The organism is Xenorhabdus griffiniae (assembly GCF_001028135.1).
Taxonomy (GTDB): Bacteria; Pseudomonadota; Gammaproteobacteria; order Enterobacterales; family Enterobacteriaceae; genus Xenorhabdus; species Xenorhabdus bakwenae.
In genome coordinates this window covers 115,275-140,327 of the sequence record NZ_LDNM01000003.1, presented here as the reverse complement: position 1 = coordinate 140,327, position 25,053 = coordinate 115,275, and the positions used below count along the sequence as shown (strand labels likewise).

Genomic DNA, 25,053 nt, shown 5'->3' with positions numbered 1-25,053 from the left:
TGCAAGGTTCTATTTTATGGCTCCACCGGAACAGGGTACGAATAGAAATCTCAAAATGGACACTCGTTTGCTCGAAAGTCAACGAATGTTTATCTTTGTATGCCAGGACTCTTTTTCGAAAATCTAGACTGTAACCCATTTCACTTTATGCCTTGTCATATTGGATTGGGATATTATGCCATATTGGTATGATTTAGCTATATTGATCAGAGCACTTCGGACACGATCTCTAGCTTCTTTTACGGTCGTTTCAGGTAAACCAACAAGGGTGAGACCGGGTAAACCATTACTGATATGTGCTTCTATTGTGACGATAGGGGAATCAATACCAATTGTTGCCCGTGTATGAATAACAGCCAGTGCCATGATGCTCTCCTTAGCAAGAAAGCTGTTATCATGGATTGATAAAAAATAATGAAAAGTCGCCTTTCAATGTTTTGTGAAAAGGTTCGTAAATATATTTATCATTATGAGGATGCTGACAACTATTCAGTTGTTTGAATTTTAATAATAACATAGTGTTATATATTAGTATTCTAACAAACTGGTACTCTTATGATAAAAAAGGGAACGGTAATGAATGGTACTTATTAATAATTATAACCGCACAAAATACATAAATTTAATAAACATCAATCCTATATACTGTTGATCGTGATAATAATTAACTATAAAAAATGAATTTCGTTCACATTTTTGCCCTGTTATCGAGACTTAGACGATTAACTTATTTTTTATTATTTTATCTATTAATAATTTTATTAAACAAATAGATGGCAATTTTTTCTGAGCTAAAAATGCGTGAATTCCAGTGGATTTATCTGTTTCTTAGTTATCTAAATGAAAAATATAAATAAAATAATTTTGTTATGAAAAAAACAAAAATAATCGTTGTCAACAATCATAGAAAGTGGTAACTCTTAAATATACGTCAAGCATACGAATTAAAAACGAATAAAGTTATGAATGCATTTGTCCTAGTGATTAGCCTAATTATTGTGAGTGTGGTGGTGATTATCCCACCGTGCGGGGCTGCACTTGGACGAAGAACGGCTTAGACAGAAGAACAGCCAGATTCCAAAAACCCCCGCACCGAAAGGCGCGGGGGTTTTTTTTAGGCCTGATACTGGGTTAGACACGCAGAAGTAACAAAACATCACAACAGCCAATGGCAAGGTAAACATAACAGGGGAAACGGCAATGAACGGGGCACAATCGGTTGTAGAGGCATTACGAAAACAGGGAATTGAAAAAGTTTTTGGTTATCCAGGTGGCGCCATCATGCCTGTTTATGATGCGCTGTATGATGGCGGTGTTGAGCACATTTTATGTCGCCATGAACAAGGCGCCGCTATGGCAGCAATTGGCTATGCGAGGGCAAGTGGTAAGCCGGGCGTTTGCATAGCGACATCAGGGCCAGGAGCAACAAACTTAATCACGGGATTGGCTGACGCATTATTGGATTCTGTTCCTGTTGTAGCGATTACCGGACAGGTAAGTTCTGAATTTATAGGGACGGATGCCTTTCAGGAAATCGATATACTGGGAATGTCTCTTTCTTGTACAAAGCACAGCTTTCTTGTTGATTCTCTGGAAAAATTACCCCAAATCATGGCCGATGCTTTCTCGATTGCCATGAGTGGTCGCCCAGGCCCTGTTCTGGTTGATTTACCCAAAGATATTCAGTTAGGCCAAAGTGACTTTGCCCCCTATTTAATACCGATATCCCCTAAATTTTCTCTCCCAAAACAAGAGATTGAGTTGGCCCGTCAATTGTTAGTTTCATCTCGGAAACCTATTTTGTACGTGGGTGGAGGGGTTGGCATGTCTGGTGCTGTTCCTGAGTTGCGCAATTTTGTCTCTGAAACGGGTATTCCCGTTGTTTCTACATTGAAAGGATTGGGAGCGGCAGATTTTGAACATGAATGTTATTTGGGAATGTTAGGGATGCATGGTACTAAAGCCGCTAACCTTGCCGTTCAATCTTGTGATTTGTTAATGGCTGTCGGAGCGCGTTTTGATGACCGTGTTACAGGGAAGCTGAATACTTTTGCCCCTCATGCCAAAGTGATTCATGTGGATATTGATCCCGTTGAATTCAATAAATTACGTCAAACCCATGTGTCATTATTGGGTGATTTAAAAACCCTATTGCCTCATTTACAACAACCTTTATCTATCCAAGCCTGGCAGCAAGAAATCAAACAATTAAAAAACGAACATGCATGGCGTTATGACTATCAGGGTGAAAATATTTATGCTCCGTTACTGTTGAAGCAGGTTTCTGAACGTGCTTCGTCCAGTACGGTTATCACAACCGATGTTGGGCAGCATCAGATGTGGGCTGCTCAACACATGACTTTTAGTCAGCCAGAAAATTTCATCACATCAAGTGGATTAGGCACAATGGGATTCGGTATTCCGGCGGCGATTGGTGCCCAGATGGCTCGTCCTGACGATATGGTTATCTGCATATCTGGAGACGGCTCCTTCATGATGAATGTTCAGGAATTGGGCACGATTAAACGCAAGCAATTGCCGGTTAAACTGATCTTATTGGATAACCAAAGATTAGGCATGGTTCGCCAGTGGCAAGAGTTGTTTTTTGACAAACGTTATAGCGAAACGATCTTAACTGATAATCCTGATTTTCTTACGTTGGCGCAGGCATTTGGTATCCCGGGACAGAGAGTGACTGACAAAGCACAAGTGGATGAAGCATTGGATGCTTTGTTCAACAGCGAGGGCGCGTATTTATTACATGTGTCTATTGATGAATTAGAGAATGTCTGGCCATTGGTTCCACCAGGTGCAGGCAACGAAACCATGTTGGAGAAATCATTATGATACAGCATCAACTTGCTATTAAGGCGCGGTTTTGTCCTGAGATTTTGGAGCGGATTTTGAGGGTTATCCGTCACCGTGGATTTCAGATATGCGCATTGAATATGGATCATATAACAGATAATGATAATGTAAATATTGAACTCACCGTGTCTAGCCAACGTCCAGTTAATTTACTTTTTTCCCAATTGCTGAAATTGGTGGATGTTGCGGGTGTTGAGATCAAACATAAAGAATCACGATTAATAAGCGCATAATGCGCCCTTGAAGGAAAACTGAGAATGACAAAGCAAGCTGATTATATATGGTTCAATGGGGAAATGGTGCCGTGGGCAGAGGCTAAAGTTCACGTTATGTCCCATGCCTTACATTATGGTACTTCGGTATTTGAAGGGATCCGTTGCTATGATTCCCATAAAGGGCCCGTTGTTTTTCGTCATCGTGAACATATGCAGCGCTTGCGTGACTCAGCCAAGATTTACCGTTTTCCAGTCAGTCAAAGTGTGGATGAATTAATGGAGGCTTGCCGTGAAACACTGCGTAAAAATAAATTAACCAGTGCTTACATTCGCCCATTGGTATTTATCGGTAATGTTGGCATGGGAGTGAACCCACCTGCTGGTTATAAAACAGACGTTATCATTGCTGCTTTTCCGTGGGGAGCTTATCTTGGTGAGGAAGCCTTGGATCAGGGCATTGATGCAATGGTTTCTTCATGGAATCGCATGGCAGCAAACACAATTCCTACAGGTGCAAAAGCAGGCGGCAACTACCTCTCTTCTTTGTTGGTGGGAAGTGAAGCGCGGCGTCATGGTTATCAGGAAGGGATTGCACTGGATGTTCATGGTTATATTTCAGAAGGTGCGGGCGAAAACCTGTTTGAAGTGAAGGATGGCGTTCTATTCACACCGCCATTTACTTCATCTGCCCTGCCGGGGATCACGCGTGATGCCATCATCAAGTTGGCACAGGATCTTGGGCTGGAAGTTCGTGAACAGGCACTTTCTCGTGAATCACTTTATTTAGCGGATGAAGTATTCATGACAGGAACGGCTGCGGAGATCACACCAGTTCGTAGTGTAGATGGTATTCAGGTGGGTATCGGCAAATGCGGTCCCACCACTAAAAAAATCCAAAGCGCGTTCTTTGGCTTATTTGATGGTACGACAGAAGATAAATGGGGTTGGTTGGACCCGATTAATCCTTAATAAAAAATATAAAGCTCAACAGGCGGTCGTTCCCCGCCTGTTTTGATTGCTGAAGCTATTAATTGATAAGACTGACATGGGAGTGAAAACAATGCCTAAATACCGTTCTGCCACGACGACTCATGGCCGCAATATGGCGGGAGCCCGTGCCTTATGGCGAGCCACGGGTATGACTGATGCAGATTTTGGAAAGCCTATCATTGCAGTTGTTAATTCATTCACGCAGTTCGTGCCAGGGCATGTACATTTGCGTGATCTCGGCAAGCTGGTGGCAGAACAGATTGAGGCATCAGGAGGAGTTGCGAAAGAGTTTAATACCATCGCTGTTGATGATGGAATCGCAATGGGGCATGGTGGAATGCTCTATTCGTTACCTTCGCGGGAGTTGATTGCTGACTCAGTGGAGTACATGGTCAATGCCCACTGTGCTGATGCTATGGTATGTATTTCCAACTGCGACAAAATCACACCGGGCATGTTGATGGCCTCTTTGCGCTTAAATATTCCGGTTATTTTTGTTTCTGGTGGTCCAATGGAAGCGGGTAAGACGCGATTATCCGATCAACTGATCAAACTGGATTTGGTCGATGCCATGATTCAGGGTGCCAATCCAAATGTCAGTGATGAACAGAGCGAGCAAATCGAACGTTCTGCCTGTCCAACGTGTGGTTCCTGCTCAGGTATGTTTACGGCGAATTCGATGAATTGTTTGACCGAAGCGCTTGGACTTTCGCAGCCAGGTAATGGCTCACTGCTAGCGACCCATGCTGATCGTAAAACCCTGTTTATCAATGCCGGTAAACGCATTGTTGAACTGACTAAGCGTTATTATGAGCAAGATGATAATAGCGCTCTCCCGCGTAGTATTGCGACCAAAGCGGCCTTTGAAAATGCCATGACATTGGATATTGCAATGGGCGGTTCGACTAACACCGTTTTGCATTTGTTGGCCGCAGCGCAAGAAGCTGAAGTTGACTTCACGGTGACGGATATTGATCGTTTGTCTCGTCAGGTGCCGCATTTATGTAAAGTGGCGCCGAGCACCCAGAAATATCATATGGAAGATGTCCATCGCGCTGGCGGTGTGTTTGGCATTCTTGGTGAGCTTGATCGCGCAGGGCTTTTGCATCGTGATGTGAAAAATGTTTTGGGTTTGGATTTGCCCCAAACATTGGCCCAGTACGACATCATGCTGACCAAAGATGAAAATATTCAGCGGATGTATGCAGCGGGGCCAGCCGGAATTCGCACCACGCAAGCCTTCTCACAAGATTGTCGTTGGCCATCGTTAGATACCGATCGCGCAGCGGGATGTATTCGTGAACTGACTCATGCTTACAGTCAGGATGGTGGGTTGGCTGTTTTATTCGGCAACATAGCAAGAGATGGCTGCATTGTGAAAACAGCAGGCGTTGACAAAGAAATCCTGACTTTCCGTGGCTCAGCCAAAGTTTACGAGAGCCAGGAGGATGCAGTAGAAGCCATTCTCGGTGGAAAAGTCGTCGCAGGCGACGTAGTGGTTATTCGCTATGAAGGGCCGAAAGGTGGCCCAGGGATGCAAGAGATGCTCTATCCCACCACCTATCTGAAATCGATGGGATTGGGAAAAAGTTGTGCATTGATTACGGATGGACGTTTCTCAGGCGGAACATCGGGATTATCTATTGGTCACGTCTCTCCAGAAGCGGCAAATGGTGGCTTGATTGGCCTGATTCATGATGGCGATTTCATCAATATTGATATTCCGAACCGTACAATTCAGTTAGATGTGGTGGAAACAGAACTGGCTGATCGTACACAGGCTGAATTATCTCGCGGAGATAAGGCGTGGACACCTAAGTCCCGTGAACGTCAAGTTTCTTTGGCATTACGGGCTTATGCTTCATTAGCGACCAGCGCTGACAAAGGCGCTGTGCGTGATAAAACCAAACTGGGGGGTTGATTGTGGCGGTTTATCCTCTGAATACTGAACCCAAGGGGGCGGAATATCTCAAGGCGGCATTGAGTGCGCCAGTTTATGATATTGCTCAAGTCACTCCCTTACAGGAAATGAAAAAAATCTCTGCACGTTTAGGCAATACGATTTTGGTTAAACGGGAAGATCGCCAGTTGGTACATAGTTTCAAATTGCGCGGTGCGTACGCGATGATTGCGGGTTTGACGGAAGAGCAAAAAAGCAAAGGTGTGATCACGGCTTCAGCGGGTAACCATGCGCAAGGTGTTGCATTATCGGCCAATAAGGTTGGCATAAAAGCCACCATTGTCATGCCGATAGCGACAGCGGATATCAAAGTCGATGCAGTTCGCAGTTTTGGTGGCGAGGTTCTATTGCATGGTACGAACTTTGATGAAGCGAAGGCAAAAGCCATTGAGATGGCAAAAGCGCATGGTTACACCTTCGTTCCACCCTTTGACCATCCTGTCGTGATTGCAGGTCAGGCGACACTGGCAATGGAGTTGCTACAGCAGGATGTTCATCTTGATCGTATCTTTGTTCCGGTTGGTGGCGGCGGATTGATTGCAGGGGTTGCTGTTCTCATCAAACAGCTTGTACCTGAAATGAAGATCATTGGTGTGGAAGCCGAGGATTCTGCCTGTTTGAAAGCCGCACTGGAAGCAGGGCATCCGGTCGATTTGCCAAGAGTGGGATTATTCGCGGAAGGTGTTGCGGTTAAACGCATTGGCGACGAAACGTTTCGTTTATGCCAGCAATATGTCGATGATGTCATTACCGTAGACAGCGATGCTATCTGTGCGGCTATGAAAGACATCTTTGAAGATGTCAGGGCGGTTGCAGAACCTTCCGGTGCGCTGGCACTGGCAGGCTTGAAGAAATATGTCCAGCAACACCAGATTCAGGGAGAACGGCTGGCACATATTCTTTCTGGGGCTAATGTGAATTTTCATGGGTTGCGTTACGTTTCAGAACGCTGCGAACTTGGAGAGCAACGCGAAGCCTTGCTGGCGGTGACGATCCCTGAACAAAAGGGGAGTTTCTTACAGTTTTGCCAGATACTGGGTACTCGTGTCGTAACTGAATTTAGCTATCGTTATTCGGATGCAACCGATCCCAACCAAGCCTGCATTTTTATGGGGATCAGATTGAGCCGGGGAAATAGCGAACGTCGTGAAATTATTGAAGAGTTAAACGCATCGGGATATCAAGTTGCTGATTTTACGGATGATGAAATGGCGAAGCTGCATGTTCGTTATATGATCGGTGGCAGACCCTCCAAGCCATTGCAGGAGCGGTTGTTTAGTTTTGCCTTTCCTGAATCTCCGGGGGCTTTACTGAAATTTTTGCAAACATTAGGGACGCATTGGAATATCACCCTGTTTCATTATCGCAGTCACGGCACGGATTATGGGCGAGTATTGGCTGCCTTTGAGCTTGCAGGGCCAGAAGTGTGTTTTGATAGCCATTTGGATGCGCTGGGCTATGAATATCATGATGAAACCGGTAATCCTTCATTTAAATTATTTCTGACTTAATAATAAATCAATTAAATAAACAGCAGAATATCTTCTATACCAATCCCACTGCAAGATGCGTGTTATATTTCCCCGCACAGCGGGGAAATATAAGGTCTAGCGTCGTCTTGCGGATTGCAACTTGAAGTTTATCGAGTATGAAAAGGCGGCTATTTTGCTGATTTTATTTTTTATATATCCAGATAATAACGATTGTCAGACTACAATAGTTCCCAAAATGCCTTAATCAACGGTTCGTTCAAACGTTTACTCAACGCACAGACACCTAATTCAAACGGCTCGACCAGGGCAATATTTTCCAGCAGTGAAATACGGTTGCGCACCGGTTCAGGGCTATTTTCAACAACCACCGCAGGGATCAGTGCAATCCCACAACCTAGTGCTACCATAGAAACAATCGCTTCATGGCCGGAAACTGTCGCGTAAATGACGGGGTGCAGGATCTTATGCCGCCGGAACCACAGTTCAATGCGCTTGCGGGAAGGCCCATGCTCAGGCAGGATAAAAGGGATATTATTCCAGTCGGGGTGTTCCTGGGTAGCGAGATTTCTCACGGTGCAAGGCAGAGAAGGGGCAATCAATACCAGTGGTACTTCGCCTATTTTAGTAAAGCCGACATTATCAGGCAGCCTCTCTGGCTTACCAGCAATCCCCAAATCTGCCGCATCGGATTGAACTTTATCGACGGCATCAGCAGCATCTCCTGTTGTCAGTTTAATTTCCACCAAGGGATGTTCTGCCCGAAATTTATCCAGTACTTGTGGAAGATGGCTATACGCCGCCGTGACTGAACAGAATAGACGTAACTCTCCCGTGAGTGATGGGCTTTGGTGGTTGAATGAATGCTGTAGTTGTTTATATTGCAGGAGAGTTTGTTGGGCAAATTGTTTGAATTGTTCACCGGCTGAGGTCAATTTTACTGTCCGGTTATCCCGCAGAAAAAGAGGATGCCCCAATAATTCTTCAAGGCGCTGGATCTGGCGTGAAAGTGTGGATGGGCTGACATGCATGGCTTTGGCTGAACGGCTAAAATGACAACTTTCCGCAAGGTGTAAAAACAGTTTTAAATCACGTAGATCCATCGTTTTTTGGCCCTTTATTCAGAGGCTGTTTGCCGTGAAAAAGTTTGTTGCATAAACTGCAATGTAGTCTTGTTAATATATCAATTTCAGCAATGGCTTGCATGTCATATATTGTTTCTATGCAAACGACCTCACACCTCATTATTATATCGGAGTCACCATGGCTAATTATTTTGATACGTTGAATTTGCGTCAACAATTGGCGCAGTTAGGCAAATGCCGCTTTATGGCGCGGGAAGAATTTGCTGACGAAGCAGGGTATTTGAAAGGCAAGAAAGTGGTGATCATCGGTTGTGGTGCGCAAGGGCTAAACCAGGGTCTGAATATGCGTGATTCTGGTTTAGATATTGCCTATGCCTTGCGTAAAGAAGCGATTGATGAAAAACGACCATCATGGCGTAAAGCAACCGAAAATGGTTTCAAAGTTGGCACTTATGAAGCGTTAGTGCCACAGGCTGATTTGGTTATCAACCTGACGCCAGACAAGCAGCATTCCGCAGTGGTTCAGGCCGTGCAACCTTTGATGAAAGAAGGGGCCGCACTGGGCTATTCCCACGGTTTCAACATCGTTGAAGTGGGGGAACAGATACGCAAAGATATCACCGTTGTGATGGTTGCACCTAAATGTCCGGGTACGGAAGTGCGTGAAGAGTATAAGCGTGGATTCGGTGTACCCACTCTGATTGCCGTACATCCAGAAAATGATGCAAAAGGCGAAGGAATGGCGATAGCGAAAGCATGGGCTGCCGCAACCGGGGGGCATCGGGCGGGAGTACTGGAATCTTCCTTTGTCGCAGAAGTTAAATCTGACTTGATGGGAGAACAGACCATTCTGTGTGGCATGTTACAGGCGGGTTCTTTGTTGTGCTATGACCAACTGGTTGCGGATGGTATCGAGCCAGGTTATGCCGGAAAATTAATTCAATTTGGTTGGGAAACGGTTACCGAAGCGCTGAAACAGGGCGGCATTACATTGATGATGGATCGTCTTTCCAATCCAGCGAAATTGCGCGCTTATGCCCTGTCTGAACAATTGAAAACCATTTTGACTCCGTTGTTCCAGAAACATATGGATGACATCATTTCTGGTAAATTCTCTTCCACAATGATGGCTGACTGGGCAAATGACGATAAAAACTTGCTGACCTGGCGTGAAGAAACCGGTAAGACATCATTTGAAAATTACCCAGATTACTCAGAGCATATCAGTGAACAGGAATACTTTGATCATGGCGTCCTGATGGTGGCAATGGTTAAAGCCGGAGTAGAACTGGCATTCGAAACGATGGTAGATACTGGCATTATCGAAGAGTCTGCTTATTATGAATCTTTGCATGAACTGCCGTTAATTGCGAATACCATTGCTCGCAAACGCCTGTATGAAATGAACGTGGTCATTTCTGATACGGCGGAATATGGTAACTATCTGTTCTCATACGTCGCTGTTCCGTTGCTGAAAGAGCAATTCATGGCAACTCTGCAAGCCGGGGATTTAGGAAAAGGAGTGGCAGATCGTAGCATCAATAATGCGCAGTTACGTGATGTAAATGAAGCTATCCGTAACCATCCTATTGAAGTTATCGGCCGTACTTTGCGTGGTTATATGACGGATATGAAACGCATTGCAGTCGGTGGTTAACATTCTATTTATCCTGCCCGAAGTTATTTTATCGGGCAGGAGATCTTTAATTCTTACAGGCTGAATGTCAGTTTCAATTCATCAATGGCTTGTCGCTGAAATGTTTCAAACCGTTCTTTCGGTTGTTGCGATTGGAGCATATTCAAAGCCGGATCGTTGACTCTCGTGCGCACACCACTTAATTCCTCCATGACAGCTAGCCCACAGAAAGGCACATAGGCTTCGGAATATCCTCCCTCGTGAACCATAACTAATTTACCATGGCACAGCTCATCGGCGGCTTGCTGTACCTTGCGGGTCATTTCACGGAAGCTATCACTATGCAACTGCATTCGTGCCAGCGGATCAAACGCATTGGCATCATAGCCGCAGGCAATGATAATCAACTCGGGTTGATAACGTCGCAATGCAGGAAGCACAATGCTATCCATAGCATAAAGATAATTGTTGTGCCCAGCGCCTGCCATCAATGGGATATTGATATTGAAACCTTCCCCTTTGCCAGCGCCGATATCTTCCTCACCACTATAGCTTTCGGGATAGCAGCCATCTTGATGCAATGAAATGGTCAGAACATCATCACGTTCCCAGAAGATATGTTGGGTTCCATTACCGTGGTGAACATCCCAGTCAATGACTGCGACTCGTCCAACCCCAAGCTGCACTTTGGCATGCTCTATGGCAAGAGCAATATTGGCCAGGAAACAGAATCCCATTGCTTGATCTGGCAGGCAATGGTGACCGGGGGGACGGGAAAGACTGTAGGCATTATCCAGTTCACCTTGTAACACGGCTTTTACTGCCGCATAAGCGAGTCCGGCGGATAATTTGGCAATTTCATAACTGCCTTGTCCTATTGGTGCTTCAGAACCTAACATTCCTCCGCCATTATCACTCATGGACTTAAAGCGCTGTAAATAATCTTCGGTGTGAACTAGCCTTAGCGTTGCGTCATCAAGAGGTTCAGCACGACGCAGTTGCAACGAATGGCTTAAACCGGAAACATCCATTAAGTTTTTCATTCTGCGTTTTGTTTCCGGTGATTCTGCATGTCCTGCCCCGTTGGGTGGTTGTACCCATCCTCCAACAGGAAATGTCAAAACGTGTGATAATCCAGAGTTGTGCCAGAAACAGAGTTCATCAAAGAAAAAACCTGTCTTACGTAGCATATTACATCCTCTTTGATTTCCTTTATCTTTCAAGCCTTAACTTGAAATCTATTGGGTATATAAGCGTAATTGGCCCTTATAACATTAGTGTAGTTAAATAGATTTTATGTATTTTAATTACAGTAGAATTAAAATTAATATAGTGTTCGAAACAATATGCGATTAAATCCAAACCAACAACAAGCGGTTGAATTTGTAACGGGTCCTTGCCTGGTTTTGGCCGGTGCCGGCTCTGGCAAGACTCGAGTGATCACCAATAAAATTGCCCACCTGATCCGTACCTGTGGTTATCAGGCCCGCCATATTGCGGCAGTTACTTTTACTAATAAGGCGGCACGGGAGATGAAAGAACGTGTTGCACAAACTTTGGGACGTAAGGAAACCCGGGGGTTAATGATCTCGACTTTCCACACGCTGGGTTTGGAGATCGTTAAGCGTGAATACAAAGCACTGGGCATGAAAAGCAATTTTTCATTGTTTGATGATCAAGATCAGATGGCTTTGTTGAAAGATCTGACAGCGGATTTGTTGCAAGAAGATAAGGATCTGCTACAGAAACTGATATCGAGTATCTCTAACTGGAAGAATGACCTAATGTCGCCAGAACACGTAATGAGGATGGCACGTTCAGCGCAGGAACACCAGTTTGCAGAGTGTTACCGTCGTTATGATTTGCACCTGAATAGTTGTCATGTTCTCGATTTTGATGATCTGATTACTAAACCAACATTGCTGTTAATGCATGATGAGGAAGTGAGGGCGCGTTGGCAGAATAAAATTCGCTACTTGCTGGTGGATGAATATCAGGATACGAATACCAGTCAATATCAACTGGTGAAATTATTGGTGGGTAATCGCGCCCGTTTTACCGTGGTTGGTGATGATGATCAATCTATTTACTCATGGCGTGGTGCCCGTCCACAGAATTTGATCTTATTGAAAGACGATTTCCCGCAGTTGAATGTGATTAAGCTGGAACAAAATTACCGTTCATCCGGGCGGATACTGAAAGCGGCGAATATTCTGATAGCCAACAATCCTCATGTTTTTGAGAAAAAACTTTTTTCTGAGTTGGGGTATGGTGATCCGCTCAGGGTGATTGAAGCGAATAATGAGGATCATGAAGCTGAACGTGTGGTGGGAGAGTTGATCGCTCATCGCTTTATTAATAAAACGGACTATAAAGATTACGCTATTTTATATCGCGGTAATCACCAATCCCGTATCTTCGAAAAAATGTTGATGCAAAACCGCATCCCCTACCGAATTTCAGGGAACACATCATTCTTTTCCCGGCCTGAAATTAAAGATTTGCTCTCTTATTTGCGTGTGTTGACCAATCCTGAGGATGACAGTGCGTTTTTACGTATCGTCAATACACCCCGGCGAGAAATCGGTGCAGTGACGATCCAGAAATTGGGCGAATGGGCGAATGGGCGTAGCAAGAGCTTATATCAAGCCAGTTTTGATCTTGGACTGGAACAGCATTTAACAGGACGTGGTTTGGTGGCATTACAGCGCTTTACCCACTGGATGGATGAAATAGCTCGTCAGGCGGAGCGGGAGCCATTGCTGGCGGTGAGAGACTTACTGCGCGGCATGGATTACGAAAGCTGGTTATATGATACTTCCCCCAGCCCAAAAGCGGCTGAAATGAGAATGAAGAACGTCAACCAACTTTTCACTTGGATGAGTGGAATGCTTGAAGGCGATGACTTGAATGAGCCAATGTCCCTTTCTCAAGTTGTGGCGCGTTTTACGTTGCGGGATATGCTGGAGAGAGGCGAGGAAGATGAAGAGCTGGATCAAGTTCAGTTAATGACGCTACATGCTTCCAAGGGGCTGGAGTTTCCCTATGTTTTTTTGGTGGGTATGGAAGAAGGTTTGTTACCACACCAGAGCAGCATTGATGAAGATAACATTGAGGAAGAGCGTCGTTTGGCTTATGTGGGCATTACACGTGCGCGGAGAGAACTTTTTTTCAGCCTCAGTAAAGAGCGTCGCCAGTTTGGTGAACTTATCCGTCCAGAACCGAGCCGATTCTTACTTGAACTGCCCCAGGATGACTTGGCTTGGCCACAAGGTAAGCGAGTGATGAGCGCAGAGGATAGGATGATACAGGGGCAATCGCGCCTTGCCGATATTAAATCCCGTCTGGGACTTGGGCTGAAAACCGACAATAATAAATAGTACGATAATATTCCCCTGCATTTATGGATAATAGCAGGGGAATAAAGTAAAAACTTCAGCCTGGGCCAGAGTTATTTTGCTCCTCAAGCAACAACAGCCATTGGACATAACTCTGCCACTTCATTTCTTGCTGTAATGCTGCCGCTCTGAGTGGGTGTTTTATCTGCCATTGATAAGGCAAGGTGATAATGAGCGTTTCATTTTCCGCCTGTAATCGTAATGTTGGCAAAGTGTCATCCCGCCGACGGTGAGCGAAAATAATGGCCAGACGCAATAAACGACATAACCGCTGTGCCTGTATCAATGGCACAGCATTTTGCTGACTGAACGATGCTAAATCCACCGGGCCGCTTTGATTTCTCAATAGCGTAGCCAACAGTCGTTTTTGGGCTGGCGTATAACCAGGCAGATCCAAGTGGCTTATCAAATAAGCGGAATGTGCGGGCCCCTGACGAAAGTCAATAAACAGGCCTATTTCATGGAGCAAACAGGCGCCAGCCAATAATTCGCGACAACGTTCGTCCAATTTCCATGACTTGGCAACTTGTTGGCAAAAGTTTTCGGCTAACTGTTTGACACGCTGTACCTGCTCAATATCCAGTTGAAAGCGATGCTGAATATTGCACAGGGTTCTTGCCCGAATATCCTGCTCAATCGGCACATCCAGCATCCCGTAAATCAGACCTTCACGGAGCGCGCCGCCTGCCAGTATCATATTTTCGATATTCAATGCCTGAAAAATAGCGATTAAGATTGCTAATCCACTTGGAAAAACCAACGCCCGTTCCAGTGTCAGCCCATCAATTTCCAACTCTTCCAGCTTGCCGCATTCAATCGCCTGATGTTTAAGCTGCTGGAGTTTGGGTAGGGTGATCAATTCATCCATACCTTGGGCAAGCATGATTTCCTGCAAGGCTTGTACTGTGCCGGAAGCTCCTACGCAAATGTTCCAGCCTTGCCCGAGCAGCTGAGAGGCAACAGGGCTGAGAATATCGTGGGCAGCAGCTTCTGCGCTGGCAACGTTTTCTGCTGTCAGGCGGTGATCATTGAAATAACGTTCCAGCCAGGTAACACAGCCCATTTCAAGGCTGAAAAGCTGGGTGGTTTTGGCTCCAACACCAGTTACCAACTCGGTACTGGCACCACCAATATCGACGACAAGCCGCTTTTCAGACTCGCCAGTCGTGTGAGCGACACCTTGATAAATGAGTTGAGCCTCTTCTTCGCCGCTGATCACATGAACAGATTTGCCTAATATTTCTGAGGCCTTTCTAGTAAATTCATCTGAATTTTTTGCCTGCCTCAAGGTTGCGGTAGCAACAACGCGGATCTGTGAGGCAGGAATATCCTGCAAATATTCTGAAAAGAGGCGCAAGCACTGCCATCCCCGTTCCATTGCCTGTTGTGATAAATGATTATTTTTATCTAATCCGGCAGCCAGCCTGACTTTGCGTTTGATGCGAGTAACGACTTGAATGCTGCCGGATACTTTACGGATGACCAGCATATGAAAACTGTTTGAGCCTAAATCAATAGCCGCATAAAGCGAAGAAGCACTCAGCATAGTATTTATTCCGGCCTGTGTTGTTTCAGCATTGCGTCATTTTAGCCTGGGCGCTTACTGTTACGTGTTGTATTGCCACGGCGTGGTACGCCGGTACGCCGAGGGTGTCCCCCTGAGCGGGTGCGATTACGGCGCTTAGGTACTGGCAAATCTTTCAGTAATGCATCACTGTTATATTTGCTAACAGGTATCTGGTGCTGAATATATTCTTCAATGGCCGGTAAGTTCAGCGCATACTCTTCACACGCTAGGCTGATAGAATGGCCACTTTCTCCAGCACGGCCTGTCCGGCCAATCCGGTGAACATAATCTTCACAGTCATCGGGGAGATCATAGTTAAATACATGTGTCACCGATGGGATATGCAGTCCACGGGCGGCAACATCCGTGGCAACCAGAATGTCCCGATTGCCCATACTGAATTCTTCAAGAACACGCAGACGTTTTTTCTGTGCAACATCACCCGTCAGCAGCCCAACCCGATGACCATCAGCAGCCAAATGGGCCCAGATATCTTCACAACGGTGTTTGGTATTGGCAAAAATAATGCAGCGATCAGGCCACTCTTCTTCCAGCAGAGTCTGTAACAAACGCATTTTTTCTTCGTTGGAGGGATAAAATAGCTCTTCCTTAATGCGGTGCCCTGTTTTTTGCAGCGGTTCCACTTCCACATATTCAGGATTATTCATCTGCTCAAAAGCCAGTTCACGCACTCGATAAGAGAGAGTGGCGGAAAACAGCAAATTCATTCTTTCTGTGGCTGCGGGGAGTCGGCGGAACAACCAGCGAATATCTTTGATAAAGCCTAGGTCATACATGCGATCCGCTTCATCAAGGACAATAACTTGAATGGCGCCAAGATGGATATGGCCCTGTTTTGCGTAATCGATTAAACGCCCTGTTGTGCCAATGACGATATCGACGCCCGCTTCCAGAACCTTAAGCTGTTTATCATAGCCATCGCCACCGTAGGCAAGACCCATTTTCAACCCGGTGACTTGCGCCAATTCTTCTGCGTCAGAGTATATTTGAACCGCTAATTCACGAGTAGGTGCCATAACCAGTGCTCTTGGCTGATTAGTTTTACGCTCTCTCTTCGCAGGGTGAGTCAATAAGTAATTAAAAGTAGACGCCAAAAATGCCAGCGTCTTGCCCGTTCCGGTTTGTGCTTGCCCCGCAACATCTCGGCCTTCGACAGTTAAAGGCAATGTTAGCGCCTGTATCGGCGTGCAGTTTGAAAACCCTTTTTTTTCAAGGGCTTCTAGGACTTTTGGGTGCAATGCGAAGTCGGAAAACTTCTTTTCTGTCAAATGTGTTTTGCTCATAGTATGGTAGAATATCAGTTAACTATTGCTTTAAGAAAGTGTATCCGCTGAAATAAAGACACCCTTATGTTGGTTCATGTACACTGACACTGTAAAAGATTTTATTTTTGGAGCAAAAAATGAGTGCGAATATTATTTCTCTGACTGATGCTGGCTTTGGAAACGATGTTTTGAAAGCACAAGGTCCAGTTCTCGTTGAATTCTGGGCTGAATGGTGCGGTCCTTGCAAAATGATAGCCCCTATTCTGGATGAGATTGCCACAGAATACGAAGGAAAACTGACCGTTGGCAAGCTGAACATTGATGATAACCCAGCAACAGCACCAGAATACGGTATTCGTGGTATTCCAACTCTGATTCTGTTTAAAGATGGTGAAAAGGTTGCCGTAAAAGTGGGCGCTTTGTCAAAAACTCAACTGAAAGAGTTTTTGGAACCACACCTATAATTTAGAATCAGGTCACAGTAATTACGGACGTTTGACGTATGAGATGATTTATCTCATTGACCGCTAGACGTCCGCTACGAAGCATGATAAGTTAGCGACCATGTGCTTGTATGAAGTTTCGCTTGAGCTAACGCTTTATTCGATATAAAAAAGTTTATTGGTTAAATTTTTATAAAGAGTTGACATTGAGCGTGTTGCATACTAAACAATTTGTAGTGTCTGATAAATCTGTTATCTCTGGGTCACCTGAAGTATCTGATGGCATATCGCATTTGGTAAAGTCTCTGAGTCTATATACGATTAATTCAGTATATAGCTTGATACACTCATAGCGTTCTGATGCTGAATATCTTTAAGCAGGGTGTTTTTATCCTAGGCATTTTTATGCCAATTTCCCCTTTCCATGCTAGGTGTTAGGTATAGAATCTGCTAACAGTGCTTATGTCAAAAAAATTTATGCTGGAAGATGTGTATGCTGAAATAGTGCCCACTGTTGAACTTTAATGGTGTCTGCATTATAGAATTGTATCTACATTATAGATAGTTATAACATATGGCACATAGGTAGTTAGAAGATAGTTTTGACAGTTTGTCAGCTTTATTTGAAATCAATCTGAGTACTTCAAACTACTACCTTGTAATATAATTTAATATGTTAGAAGGTCTTATTCGTTTCTGGTACAAATAAACAGGCATCAATAATGCTGCCATACCATTCACGTTCATAGTTCGAGATATACCCCGAGTTAAAGAACCCACCATTATGAATCTTACCGAATTAAAGAATACGCCGGTATCTGAGTTGATTACTCTCGGCGAAAATATGGGGCTGGAAAACCTGGCTCGTATGCGTAAGCAGGACATCATTTTCTCTATTCTCAAACAGCATGCGAAAAGCGGAGAGGATATTTTCGGAGATGGTGTGCTGGAGATATTGCAGGATGGATTTGGTTTCCTCCGCTCCGCAGACAGTTCTTACCTTGCAGGTCCTGACGATATCTACGTTTCTCCTAGTCAAATCCGCCGCTTTAACCTCCGTACCGGTGATACCATTTCAGGGAAAATCCGCCCACCAAAAGAAGGTGAACGCTATTTTGCCCTGTTGAAAGTTAATGAAGTCAACTTTGACAAACCTGAAAACGCCCGTAGTAAAATCCTGTTTGAAAACCTGACGCCACTCCATGCTAACAACCGCTTGCGTATGGAACGCGGTAATGGCTCTACTGAAGATTTGACAGCCCGTGTTCTGGATCTGGCAGCGCCGATTGGTCGTGGTCAGCGTGGCCTGATTGTTGCCCCACCAAAAGCGGGTAAGACCATGCTGCTGCAAAATATTGCGGCTAACATTGCTCATAACTACCCAGATTGCGTACTGATGGTTTTGCTGATTGATGAGCGTCCAGAAGAAGTCACCGAAATGCAGCGTCTGGTAAAAGGCGAAGTGATTGCTTCAACCTTTGATGAACCGGCTTCCCGCCATGTGCAAGTGGCTGAAATGGTGATTGAAAAGGCAAAACGTCTGGTTGAACACAAAAAAGACGTTATTATCCTGCTGGATTCCATTACCCGTCTGGCTCGTGCATATAACACTGTGGTTCCTGCTTCCGGTAAAGTTTTGACGGGGGGGGTGGATGCGAATGCCCTGCATCGTCCAAAACGTTTCTTTGGTGCTGCACGTAACGTCGAAGAAGGTGGTAGCCTGACCATCATTGCGACTGCGCTGGTTGATACTGGCTCCAAGATGGATGAGGTTATTTACGAAGAATTTAAAGGTACAGGTAATATGGAATTGCACCTGTCCCGTAAGATTGCGGAAAAACGTGTTTTCCCAGCTATTGATTACAACCGTTCTGGGACACGTAAAGAAGAGCTGCTCACTACACAGGATGAGCTTCAGAAGATGTGGATCTTACGTAAGATTATTCATCCGATGGGTGAAATCGACGCGATGGAATTCCTTATCAACAAACTGGCTATGACAAAAACAAACGAAGAGTTCTTCGACTTTATGAAACGTTCATAGTGTTTGTAAAATTGATATTTTCGTAATAAGCAATATTTGCTTCTCTAAAACGCCACATTTTTGTGGCGTTTTTTTTATCGAATACTGATTCTATTTACTTGAAATGGCATGTTTTTTGCATGTTTTTCGAATGATTAGATGCGTTTTTTCTAACCGAACGTTTTATAATTATGAATCATGCTTTACAGGTCGCATGGTTTATTTGATTAATTTTATGAGTTAGAACTCTTTGTTTTGTTAACAGGGAGAGCTTATGGATTCGGTGTCAAGTGGGACATCCATAAGTATACGAATAATAGATGCCCCATCATTATTTTTATAGAGAGTTATTATTGTGAATATTCCCAGTATGAGTGCCGAAATTTTTTGCGTATTTATATTCTCATTTGTGTTTTTGTTTGTGGCGCGTAAGGCAGCAAAAAAAATCGGCCTGGTTGATAAACCTAATTATCGTAAACGTCATCATGGCTTAGTTCCTTTGGTGGGTGGCATATCTGTTTTTTTTGGTGTTTGTTTCGCTTTTATTATTACAAAAGAGTTTATACCTCATAAATGGTTGTATTTGGTTTGTGCGGGAATATTGGTTTTTATCGGTGCCTTAGATGACCGTTTTGATATCAGCGTGAAGATTCGGGCAACTATCCAGGCTTTGGTTGGTATCAGCATGATGTATTTTGCTGGCCTAAAGCTTGATAGCCTGGGGCATGCATTCGGGCCATGGGAAATGGCACTTGGGCCATTCAGCTACGTTGTGACTTTATTCGCTGTCTGGGCCGCTATCAATGCTTTCAATATGGTGGATGGTATTGATGGATTACTGGGCGGGCTATCTTGTGTTTCTTTCGGTGCATTGGGTATTTTGTTGTATGAAAATGGCAATACGGCATTGGCGTTTTGGTGTTTTGCGTTTATAGCGGGGATTTTGCCCTACATCTTCCTTAATCTTGGCATATTAGGAAAACGCTTTAAGGTATTTATGGGGGATGCGGGAAGTACCCTCATCGGCTTTACCATTATTTGGCTATTGACTGAAGCAACGCAAGGGGAAAATGCTTCTATTAGCCCTGTGACAGCATTATGGGTTATTGCAATCCCACTGATGGATATGGTTGCTATTATGTACCGTCGATTGCGTAAGGGGATGAGTCCGTTTTCTCCAGATCGTCAGCATATTCACCATTTGATTATGCGTGCTGGGTTTACTTCTCGTCAGGCATTTATTTTGATCACTTTGGCGGCGGCTTTATTAGCAGCGATCGGGATAATTGCTGAACGGTTGATTTTTGTTCCTGAATGGGTGATGTTGGCATTATTTTTGCTTGCATTTATGTTGTATGGCTATTGTATCAAAAGAGCGTGGAAGGTCGCCCGTTTTATCAAACGGTGTAAGCGTCGTATACGTCGGGCAGCAAGCCATCATTAAAGACATCGACAATCAAAGAGGTTTTGTGCAGTGATAAACTCAGAAACGAAATCTAAACAGGATCAACCTGCTATAGAGCATGAACTGGATATTCGGGCACTGTGTTATGCTTTGTGGCATGGAAAGATATGGATTATCGCACTGGCAATCATTTTCGCTGCCGCCGCTCTGGGTGCATCTTATCTGATGCAGCAAAAATGGAGCGCAACCGCTATTGTGGACTTACCGACAACGAATAATTTGGGTAGCTACTATTCGCAACAACAATTCCTGCGCAATTTGGATACCCATATCAATGCTTCGCCAGAAGCGCAATTACCAACCATTCCAGACGGTGCATACAAAGAATTCATGACACAGGTTTCTGCGTATGATACCCGTCGTGAATTTTGGCTTCATTCTGAGTATTACAAGCAACGCAAGGAAGGGCATGTCAAAGCGGATGCTGTATTGTTGGATGAATTGATCAACGATATTAAAATCACGCGCAGTGATGATAAAACATCATCAAATGACAGTATCAAATTGACAGCAGAAACCGCCGTTGAAGCCAATCAACTTCTGCGTCAATATATTGCGTTCGCCAACCGACGGGCAAGTACTCATCTGAACAATGAAATTAAAGGGGCGTGGGCGACGCGAACTCAGTCAATGAAAGCGTTGGTGAAACGTCAGGAGATGGTGGGAAAGGCAATATATAATCGTGAATTGAATGTCTTGCAGCAGTCACTGAAAGTGGCTGAGAAGCAAGGTATTCACCGTAATCAGACAAATATTCCTATCGAAGAACTGCCTGAATCCAAAATGTTTATGCTGGGTACACCATTACTGCAAGCCCAAATTGAAACGTTGGAAGCTACAGGCCCTGACTACAGCATTGATTATGATCAAAATATCGCGATGCTGGCTACATTGAATGTCGGTCCGACTTTGCAGGATTCTTTTCTGACTTACCGCTATCTCAGAACACCGCAGGAACCCGTTAACCGAGACAGTCCTCGCCGTGCTTTCATGATGATTTTATGGGGAGCCGTAGGCATGTTGGTTGGTGCAGGTGTCGCTTTAGTAAGACGTCCTCGCTCCGATAGTTCCTATCAGTAACCGTATGTAAAAATAAACGACGGGCTTTTGAGTTCCACTCTTGGAAGTATCTGCAATGATTGACAAAATAAGAGAGTCACTGTGAAAGTGTTGACTGTGTTTGGTACTCGGCCGGAGGCCATTAAAATGGCCCCGTTGGTACATGCGTTGGCTATGGATACTGCCTTTGAAGCAAAAGTGTGTGTCACAGCTCAACATAGGGAAATGCTGGATCAGGTATTGCATCTGTTTGGGATAACGCCAGATTTTGATCTGAATATCATGCAAAAAGGGCAGGATCTGACGGATATCACATGTCGTATCCTGCAAGGTATAAAGCCTGTATTAGAAGAATTCAAACCAGATGTGGTATTAGTGCATGGTGACACAACAACAACCATGGCAACGAGTCTGGCTGCTTTCTATCAGCATATTCCGGTAGGCCATGTTGAAGCCGGTTTAAGAACAGGGGATCTTTATTCTCCATGGCCGGAAGAAGCCAACCGTAAGATTGCCGGACACTTGGCTATGTACCATTTTGCACCGACGGAAAACTCCCGGAATAACCTCTTAAAAGAATCCATTGCGGAAAACCGTATTTTTGTTACCGGCAATACGGTGATTGATGCCCTGCTATCAGTGCGTGATCGCATCATGAATGATGAAGCTATATACGGGCAGTTTGCTGAACTTTATCCTTTCCTTAATCTCAATAAAAAAATGATCCTGGTGACAGGTCATCGCCGTGAAAATTTTGGTAAAGGGTTTGAGCGTATTTGTGAAGCATTGGCACAGATTGCCAAGGCGCATCCTGATGTCCAGATAGTTTATCCGGTTCATTTGAACCCGAATGTCAGTGAACCGGTTAAGCGCATTTTGCATGACATTGATAACGTTATCCTTATCAAACCACAGGATTATCTGCCCTTCGTCTATTTGATGAATCATGCTTATTTAATCTTGACCGATTCAGGAGGCATTCAGGAAGAAGCGCCTTCTCTGGGAAAACCGGTTTTAGTTATGCGCGATACCACTGAACGACCTGAAGCGATTGATGCGGGGACAGTGCGGCTGGTGGGAACAGAAACACAAACTATCGTTGCGGAAGTTACACGTTTATTGATGGATGTTAACACCTACCAACAAATGAGCCATGCCCATAACCCTTATGGAGATGGCCGGGCTTGCCAGCGAATTCTTGAAGCATTGAGAAAAAATCAGGTGACATTATGAGTTTTGAAACAATTTCTGTTATCGGTTTGGGCTATATCGGTTTGCCCACCGCAGCGGCGTTTGCCTCCCGTCAAAAGAGGGTTATTGGCGTGGATGTTAATCAACATGCGGTAGAAACGATTAACCGTGGTGCGATCCATATCGTTGAACCTGATTTAGATAAGGTAGTAAAAATTGCGGTAGAAGAGGGTTTTTTGAAAGCCGTGACGATCCCACAAACTGCGGATGCTTTCTTGATTGCTGTTCCGACGCCCTTCAAAGGGGAGCATGAACCCGATATGGCCTACGTGCGTTCTGCGGCGGAATCAATAGCACCTGTCTTGAAAAAAGGGGATTTGGTTATTTTGGAATCCACTTCTCCCGTTGGTGCGACTGAGCAGATGGCAGAATGGTTATCTGCGGTACGTCCTGACCTCTCATTCCCTCAACAAGCGGGTGAAAACTCAGATATTGATATCGCCTATTGCCCCGAGCGTGTTTTGCCCGGGCAAGTGATGATGGAATTGATTAAAAATGATCGGGTAGTAGGGGGCATGACAGCCAAATCTTCCCGCAGGGCGAGTGAGCTGTACAATATCTTCCTTGAAGGTGAATGTGTTATCACCAATGCCAGAACAGCGGAAATGTGCAAGCTGACAGAAAATAGCTTCCGTGATGTTAATATCGCTTTTGCCAACGAACTTTCCTTGATCTGTGCCGAACAGGGAATCAATGTGTGGGAACTGATTAGCCTGGCAAACCGCCATCCACGAGTAAATATTTTGCAACCTGGCCCTGGTGTAGGAGGGCACTGCATTGCCGTCGACCCGTGGTTCATTGTATCCCAGAACCCTGAGCAATCCCGTTTAATTCATACCGCACGTTTGGTGAATGATGACAAGCCGCTGTGGGTCGTGGATCAAGTGAAAGCCGCAGTCGCTGACTGTTTGGCTGAGAGTGATAAACGGGCAAGTGAGATTAAAATTGCCTGTTTTGGCTTGGCCTTCAAACCAAACATTGATGATTTGCGGGAAAGCCCGGCTGTTTATATTACCAAAATGGTTGCACAGTGGCATGCAGGGCAGACCATTGTGGTTGAACCCAATGTGTATGAACTGCCTGATTCACTGAAAGATAGGGTGAAATTGATGGGTGTCAATCAGGCATTAGAAGAAGCTGATGTTGTCTTGATGCTGGTGGATCATCGCCAGTTTAAAGCTATTCATGGTTCTGCCATAAAACAAAAATGGGTTATTGATACAAAAGGAGTTTGGCGTTGAAACGTATTCTTATTACAGGTGGTGCAGGTTTTATCGGTTCTGCGGTTGTTCGCCACATTATTAATCAGACGGAAGATAGCGTCGTTGTCGTTGATAGCCTGACTTATGCCGGTAACCTTGAATCACTGGCTCCAGTTGCCAACCACCCCCGTTATGCGTTTGAGCAGATTGATATCCGCCAGCGTGATGCCTTAGATCGCGTATTCCAGCAATATCAACCGGATGCTGTCATGCATTTGGCCGCAGAAAGCCATGTTGACCGCTCCATTGACGGGCCGGCAGCTTTTATCGAAACCAATATCATCGGCACTTATACTTTGTTGGAAGCGGCTCGTGCATTTTGGCAACAGTTGGATCAGGAAAAACAGCGCCAATTCCGCTTCCACCATATTTCAACAGACGAAGTCTATGGTGATCTGCACGGTGAAGATGGTTTCTTTACTGAAACCACACCTTACGCACCAAGCAGCCCTTATTCTGCATCAAAAGCGTCCAGTGATCATCTGGTCAGGGCATGGCGTCGTACCTATGGTTTACCGACCGTGATCACCAATTGTTCGAATAACTATGGTCCTTATCATTTCCCTGAGAAACTAATCCCATTGATGATCCTGAATGGATTGGCAGGCAAGCCCTTGCCGGTCTATGGCAAGGGAGAGCAAATCCGTGACTGGCTCTATGTGGAAGATCATGCGCGGGCGTTATATTTGGTGGTCACCCAGGCGGAGCCTGGCAAAACCTACAATATCGGTGGACATAATGAGCGCCGAAATATCGAAGTTGTGGAAACGATTTGTGAATTGCTGGAGGCGCTGCGCCCCGAAAAACCTGCTGGGGTAGCGCATTATCGCGATCTTATTACCTATGTAACGGATCGCCCGGGGCATGATATGCGTTATGCGATTGATGCAGCAAAAATTGAACGCGAACTGGGGTGGACCCCCGAGGAAACATTTGAATCCGGTATTCGCAAGACCGTGCAATGGTATCTGGAAAACGAGAATTGGTGGGAAAGAGTGCAGAATGGCTCTTATACAGGGGAACGGCTTGGGTTAGGAAATGAATAAGCCCGTCAG

Annotated in this window: 19 protein-coding genes and 2 pseudogenes; 15 read left to right on the top strand and 6 right to left on the bottom strand. The window is 44.9% G+C overall.

The window, feature by feature from the left end; all coding sequences use genetic code 11:
- Together AAY47_RS23115 and AAY47_RS00750 are read right to left on the bottom strand one after the other, a co-directional pair.
- Nucleotides 1-139: pseudogene (locus tag AAY47_RS23115) on the bottom strand (transposase); the annotation flags it as partial.
- A gap of 47 nt (nucleotides 140-186) precedes the next feature.
- Nucleotides 187-366 (bottom strand): annotated as a pseudogene (locus tag AAY47_RS00750) (magnesium chelatase domain-containing protein); the annotation flags it as partial.
- Between the two features lie 596 nt (nucleotides 367-962).
- On the opposite strand from AAY47_RS00750, the gene ilvL reads away from it, so the two are divergent.
- The 6 genes from ilvL (at nucleotide 963) to ilvA (ending at nucleotide 7,544) form a co-directional block, all read left to right on the top strand.
- Nucleotides 963-1,058 carry an ilv operon leader peptide gene (gene ilvL, locus AAY47_RS21535; RefSeq protein ID WP_152669737.1) on the top strand — a complete coding sequence of 32 codons (96 nt, stop codon included), beginning with the start codon at nucleotides 963-965 and terminating at the stop codon, nucleotides 1,056-1,058.
- A 142-nt stretch (nucleotides 1,059-1,200) separates the two neighbouring features.
- Nucleotides 1,201-2,847 (top strand): acetolactate synthase 2 catalytic subunit, encoded by a 1,647-nt coding sequence (gene ilvG, locus AAY47_RS00745; RefSeq protein ID WP_047766338.1) that lies wholly within the window; start codon nucleotides 1,201-1,203, stop codon nucleotides 2,845-2,847.
- Nucleotides 2,844-3,101: an acetolactate synthase 2 small subunit gene (ilvM, locus tag AAY47_RS00740; RefSeq protein WP_047766337.1), complete on the top strand. Its 258-nt coding sequence runs from the start codon at nucleotides 2,844-2,846 to the stop codon at nucleotides 3,099-3,101. Before ilvG ends, ilvM begins: the two co-directional genes overlap by 4 nt.
- A 24-nt stretch (nucleotides 3,102-3,125) precedes the next feature.
- The gene (locus AAY47_RS00735; RefSeq protein ID WP_047766336.1) at nucleotides 3,126-4,052 is read left to right on the top strand and encodes a branched-chain amino acid transaminase; all 927 of its coding nucleotides are present in this window, start codon (nucleotides 3,126-3,128) and stop codon (nucleotides 4,050-4,052) included.
- A 91-nt stretch (nucleotides 4,053-4,143) separates the two neighbouring features.
- Nucleotides 4,144-5,994: a dihydroxy-acid dehydratase gene (gene ilvD, locus AAY47_RS00730; RefSeq protein ID WP_047766335.1), complete on the top strand. Its 1,851-nt coding sequence runs from the start codon at nucleotides 4,144-4,146 to the stop codon at nucleotides 5,992-5,994.
- A 2-nt stretch (nucleotides 5,995-5,996) separates the two neighbouring features.
- Nucleotides 5,997-7,544: a threonine ammonia-lyase, biosynthetic gene (gene ilvA / locus AAY47_RS00725; protein WP_083446768.1), complete on the top strand. Its 1,548-nt coding sequence runs from the start codon at nucleotides 5,997-5,999 to the stop codon at nucleotides 7,542-7,544.
- 200 nt (nucleotides 7,545-7,744) lie between these two features.
- Here the strand turns inward: ilvA and ilvY are convergent, their stop codons facing one another.
- A complete protein-coding gene (ilvY, locus tag AAY47_RS00720; protein WP_047766334.1) occupies nucleotides 7,745-8,626 on the bottom strand; it encodes an HTH-type transcriptional activator IlvY in 882 nt (293 codons plus the stop codon).
- Between the two features lie 160 nt (nucleotides 8,627-8,786).
- Between ilvY and ilvC the strand changes: the two genes are divergently transcribed.
- Nucleotides 8,787-10,265, top strand: coding sequence for a ketol-acid reductoisomerase (gene ilvC, locus AAY47_RS00715; RefSeq protein WP_047766333.1), 1,479 nt, complete (start codon nucleotides 8,787-8,789; stop codon nucleotides 10,263-10,265).
- A gap of 53 nt (nucleotides 10,266-10,318) precedes the next feature.
- On the opposite strand, the gene AAY47_RS00710 is transcribed toward ilvC, so the two are convergent.
- A complete protein-coding gene (locus tag AAY47_RS00710) occupies nucleotides 10,319-11,434 on the bottom strand; it encodes a class II histone deacetylase (protein ID WP_047766332.1) in 1,116 nt (371 codons plus the stop codon).
- A gap of 156 nt (nucleotides 11,435-11,590) precedes the next feature.
- Between AAY47_RS00710 and rep the strand changes: the two genes are divergently transcribed.
- The gene (gene rep, locus AAY47_RS00705) at nucleotides 11,591-13,624 is read left to right on the top strand and encodes a DNA helicase Rep (RefSeq protein WP_047766331.1); all 2,034 of its coding nucleotides are present in this window, start codon (nucleotides 11,591-11,593) and stop codon (nucleotides 13,622-13,624) included.
- 55 nt (nucleotides 13,625-13,679) lie between these two features.
- Here rep and gppA read toward each other — a convergent pair whose 3' ends face one another.
- Both gppA and rhlB read right to left on the bottom strand, forming a co-directional pair.
- Nucleotides 13,680-15,188, bottom strand: a complete 1,509-nt coding sequence (gene gppA / locus AAY47_RS00700; protein ID WP_047766330.1) for a guanosine-5'-triphosphate,3'-diphosphate diphosphatase — start codon at nucleotides 15,186-15,188, stop codon at nucleotides 13,680-13,682.
- Between the two features lie 41 nt (nucleotides 15,189-15,229).
- Nucleotides 15,230-16,513, bottom strand: a complete 1,284-nt coding sequence (gene rhlB / locus AAY47_RS00695) for an ATP-dependent RNA helicase RhlB (RefSeq protein ID WP_047766329.1) — start codon at nucleotides 16,511-16,513, stop codon at nucleotides 15,230-15,232.
- 119 nt (nucleotides 16,514-16,632) lie between these two features.
- Here rhlB and trxA point away from each other — a divergent pair, with 119 nt between their 5' ends.
- The 7 genes from trxA to rffG all read left to right on the top strand — a co-directional run bounded on the left by trxA (nucleotide 16,633) and on the right by rffG (nucleotide 25,044).
- Complete coding sequence (trxA, locus tag AAY47_RS00690; protein WP_047766328.1) at nucleotides 16,633-16,959, top strand: thioredoxin TrxA; 327 nt, start codon at nucleotides 16,633-16,635, stop codon at nucleotides 16,957-16,959.
- A gap of 763 nt (nucleotides 16,960-17,722) precedes the next feature.
- A complete protein-coding gene (gene rho, locus AAY47_RS00685) occupies nucleotides 17,723-18,982 on the top strand; it encodes a transcription termination factor Rho (protein WP_010845326.1) in 1,260 nt (419 codons plus the stop codon).
- 334 nt (nucleotides 18,983-19,316) lie between these two features.
- Nucleotides 19,317-20,405, top strand: a complete 1,089-nt coding sequence (gene wecA, locus AAY47_RS00680) for a UDP-N-acetylglucosamine--undecaprenyl-phosphate N-acetylglucosaminephosphotransferase (protein WP_047766327.1) — start codon at nucleotides 19,317-19,319, stop codon at nucleotides 20,403-20,405.
- A gap of 30 nt (nucleotides 20,406-20,435) precedes the next feature.
- On the top strand, nucleotides 20,436-21,506 hold the full coding sequence (wzzE, locus tag AAY47_RS00675) for an ECA polysaccharide chain length modulation protein (RefSeq protein WP_047766326.1): 1,071 nt from the start codon (nucleotides 20,436-20,438) through the stop codon (nucleotides 21,504-21,506).
- A gap of 81 nt (nucleotides 21,507-21,587) precedes the next feature.
- Nucleotides 21,588-22,718, top strand: coding sequence for a non-hydrolyzing UDP-N-acetylglucosamine 2-epimerase (gene wecB, locus AAY47_RS00670; RefSeq protein ID WP_047766325.1), 1,131 nt, complete (start codon nucleotides 21,588-21,590; stop codon nucleotides 22,716-22,718).
- A complete protein-coding gene (gene wecC / locus AAY47_RS00665; protein ID WP_047766324.1) occupies nucleotides 22,715-23,977 on the top strand; it encodes a UDP-N-acetyl-D-mannosamine dehydrogenase in 1,263 nt (420 codons plus the stop codon). Before wecB ends, wecC begins: the two co-directional genes overlap by 4 nt.
- Entirely contained in the window at nucleotides 23,974-25,044 is a 1,071-nt protein-coding gene (gene rffG, locus AAY47_RS00660; RefSeq protein ID WP_047766323.1) for a dTDP-glucose 4,6-dehydratase, read from the top strand. The genes wecC and rffG overlap by 4 nt, the downstream gene beginning before the upstream one ends.
- The last annotated feature ends 9 nt before the right edge of the window (nucleotides 25,045-25,053 follow it).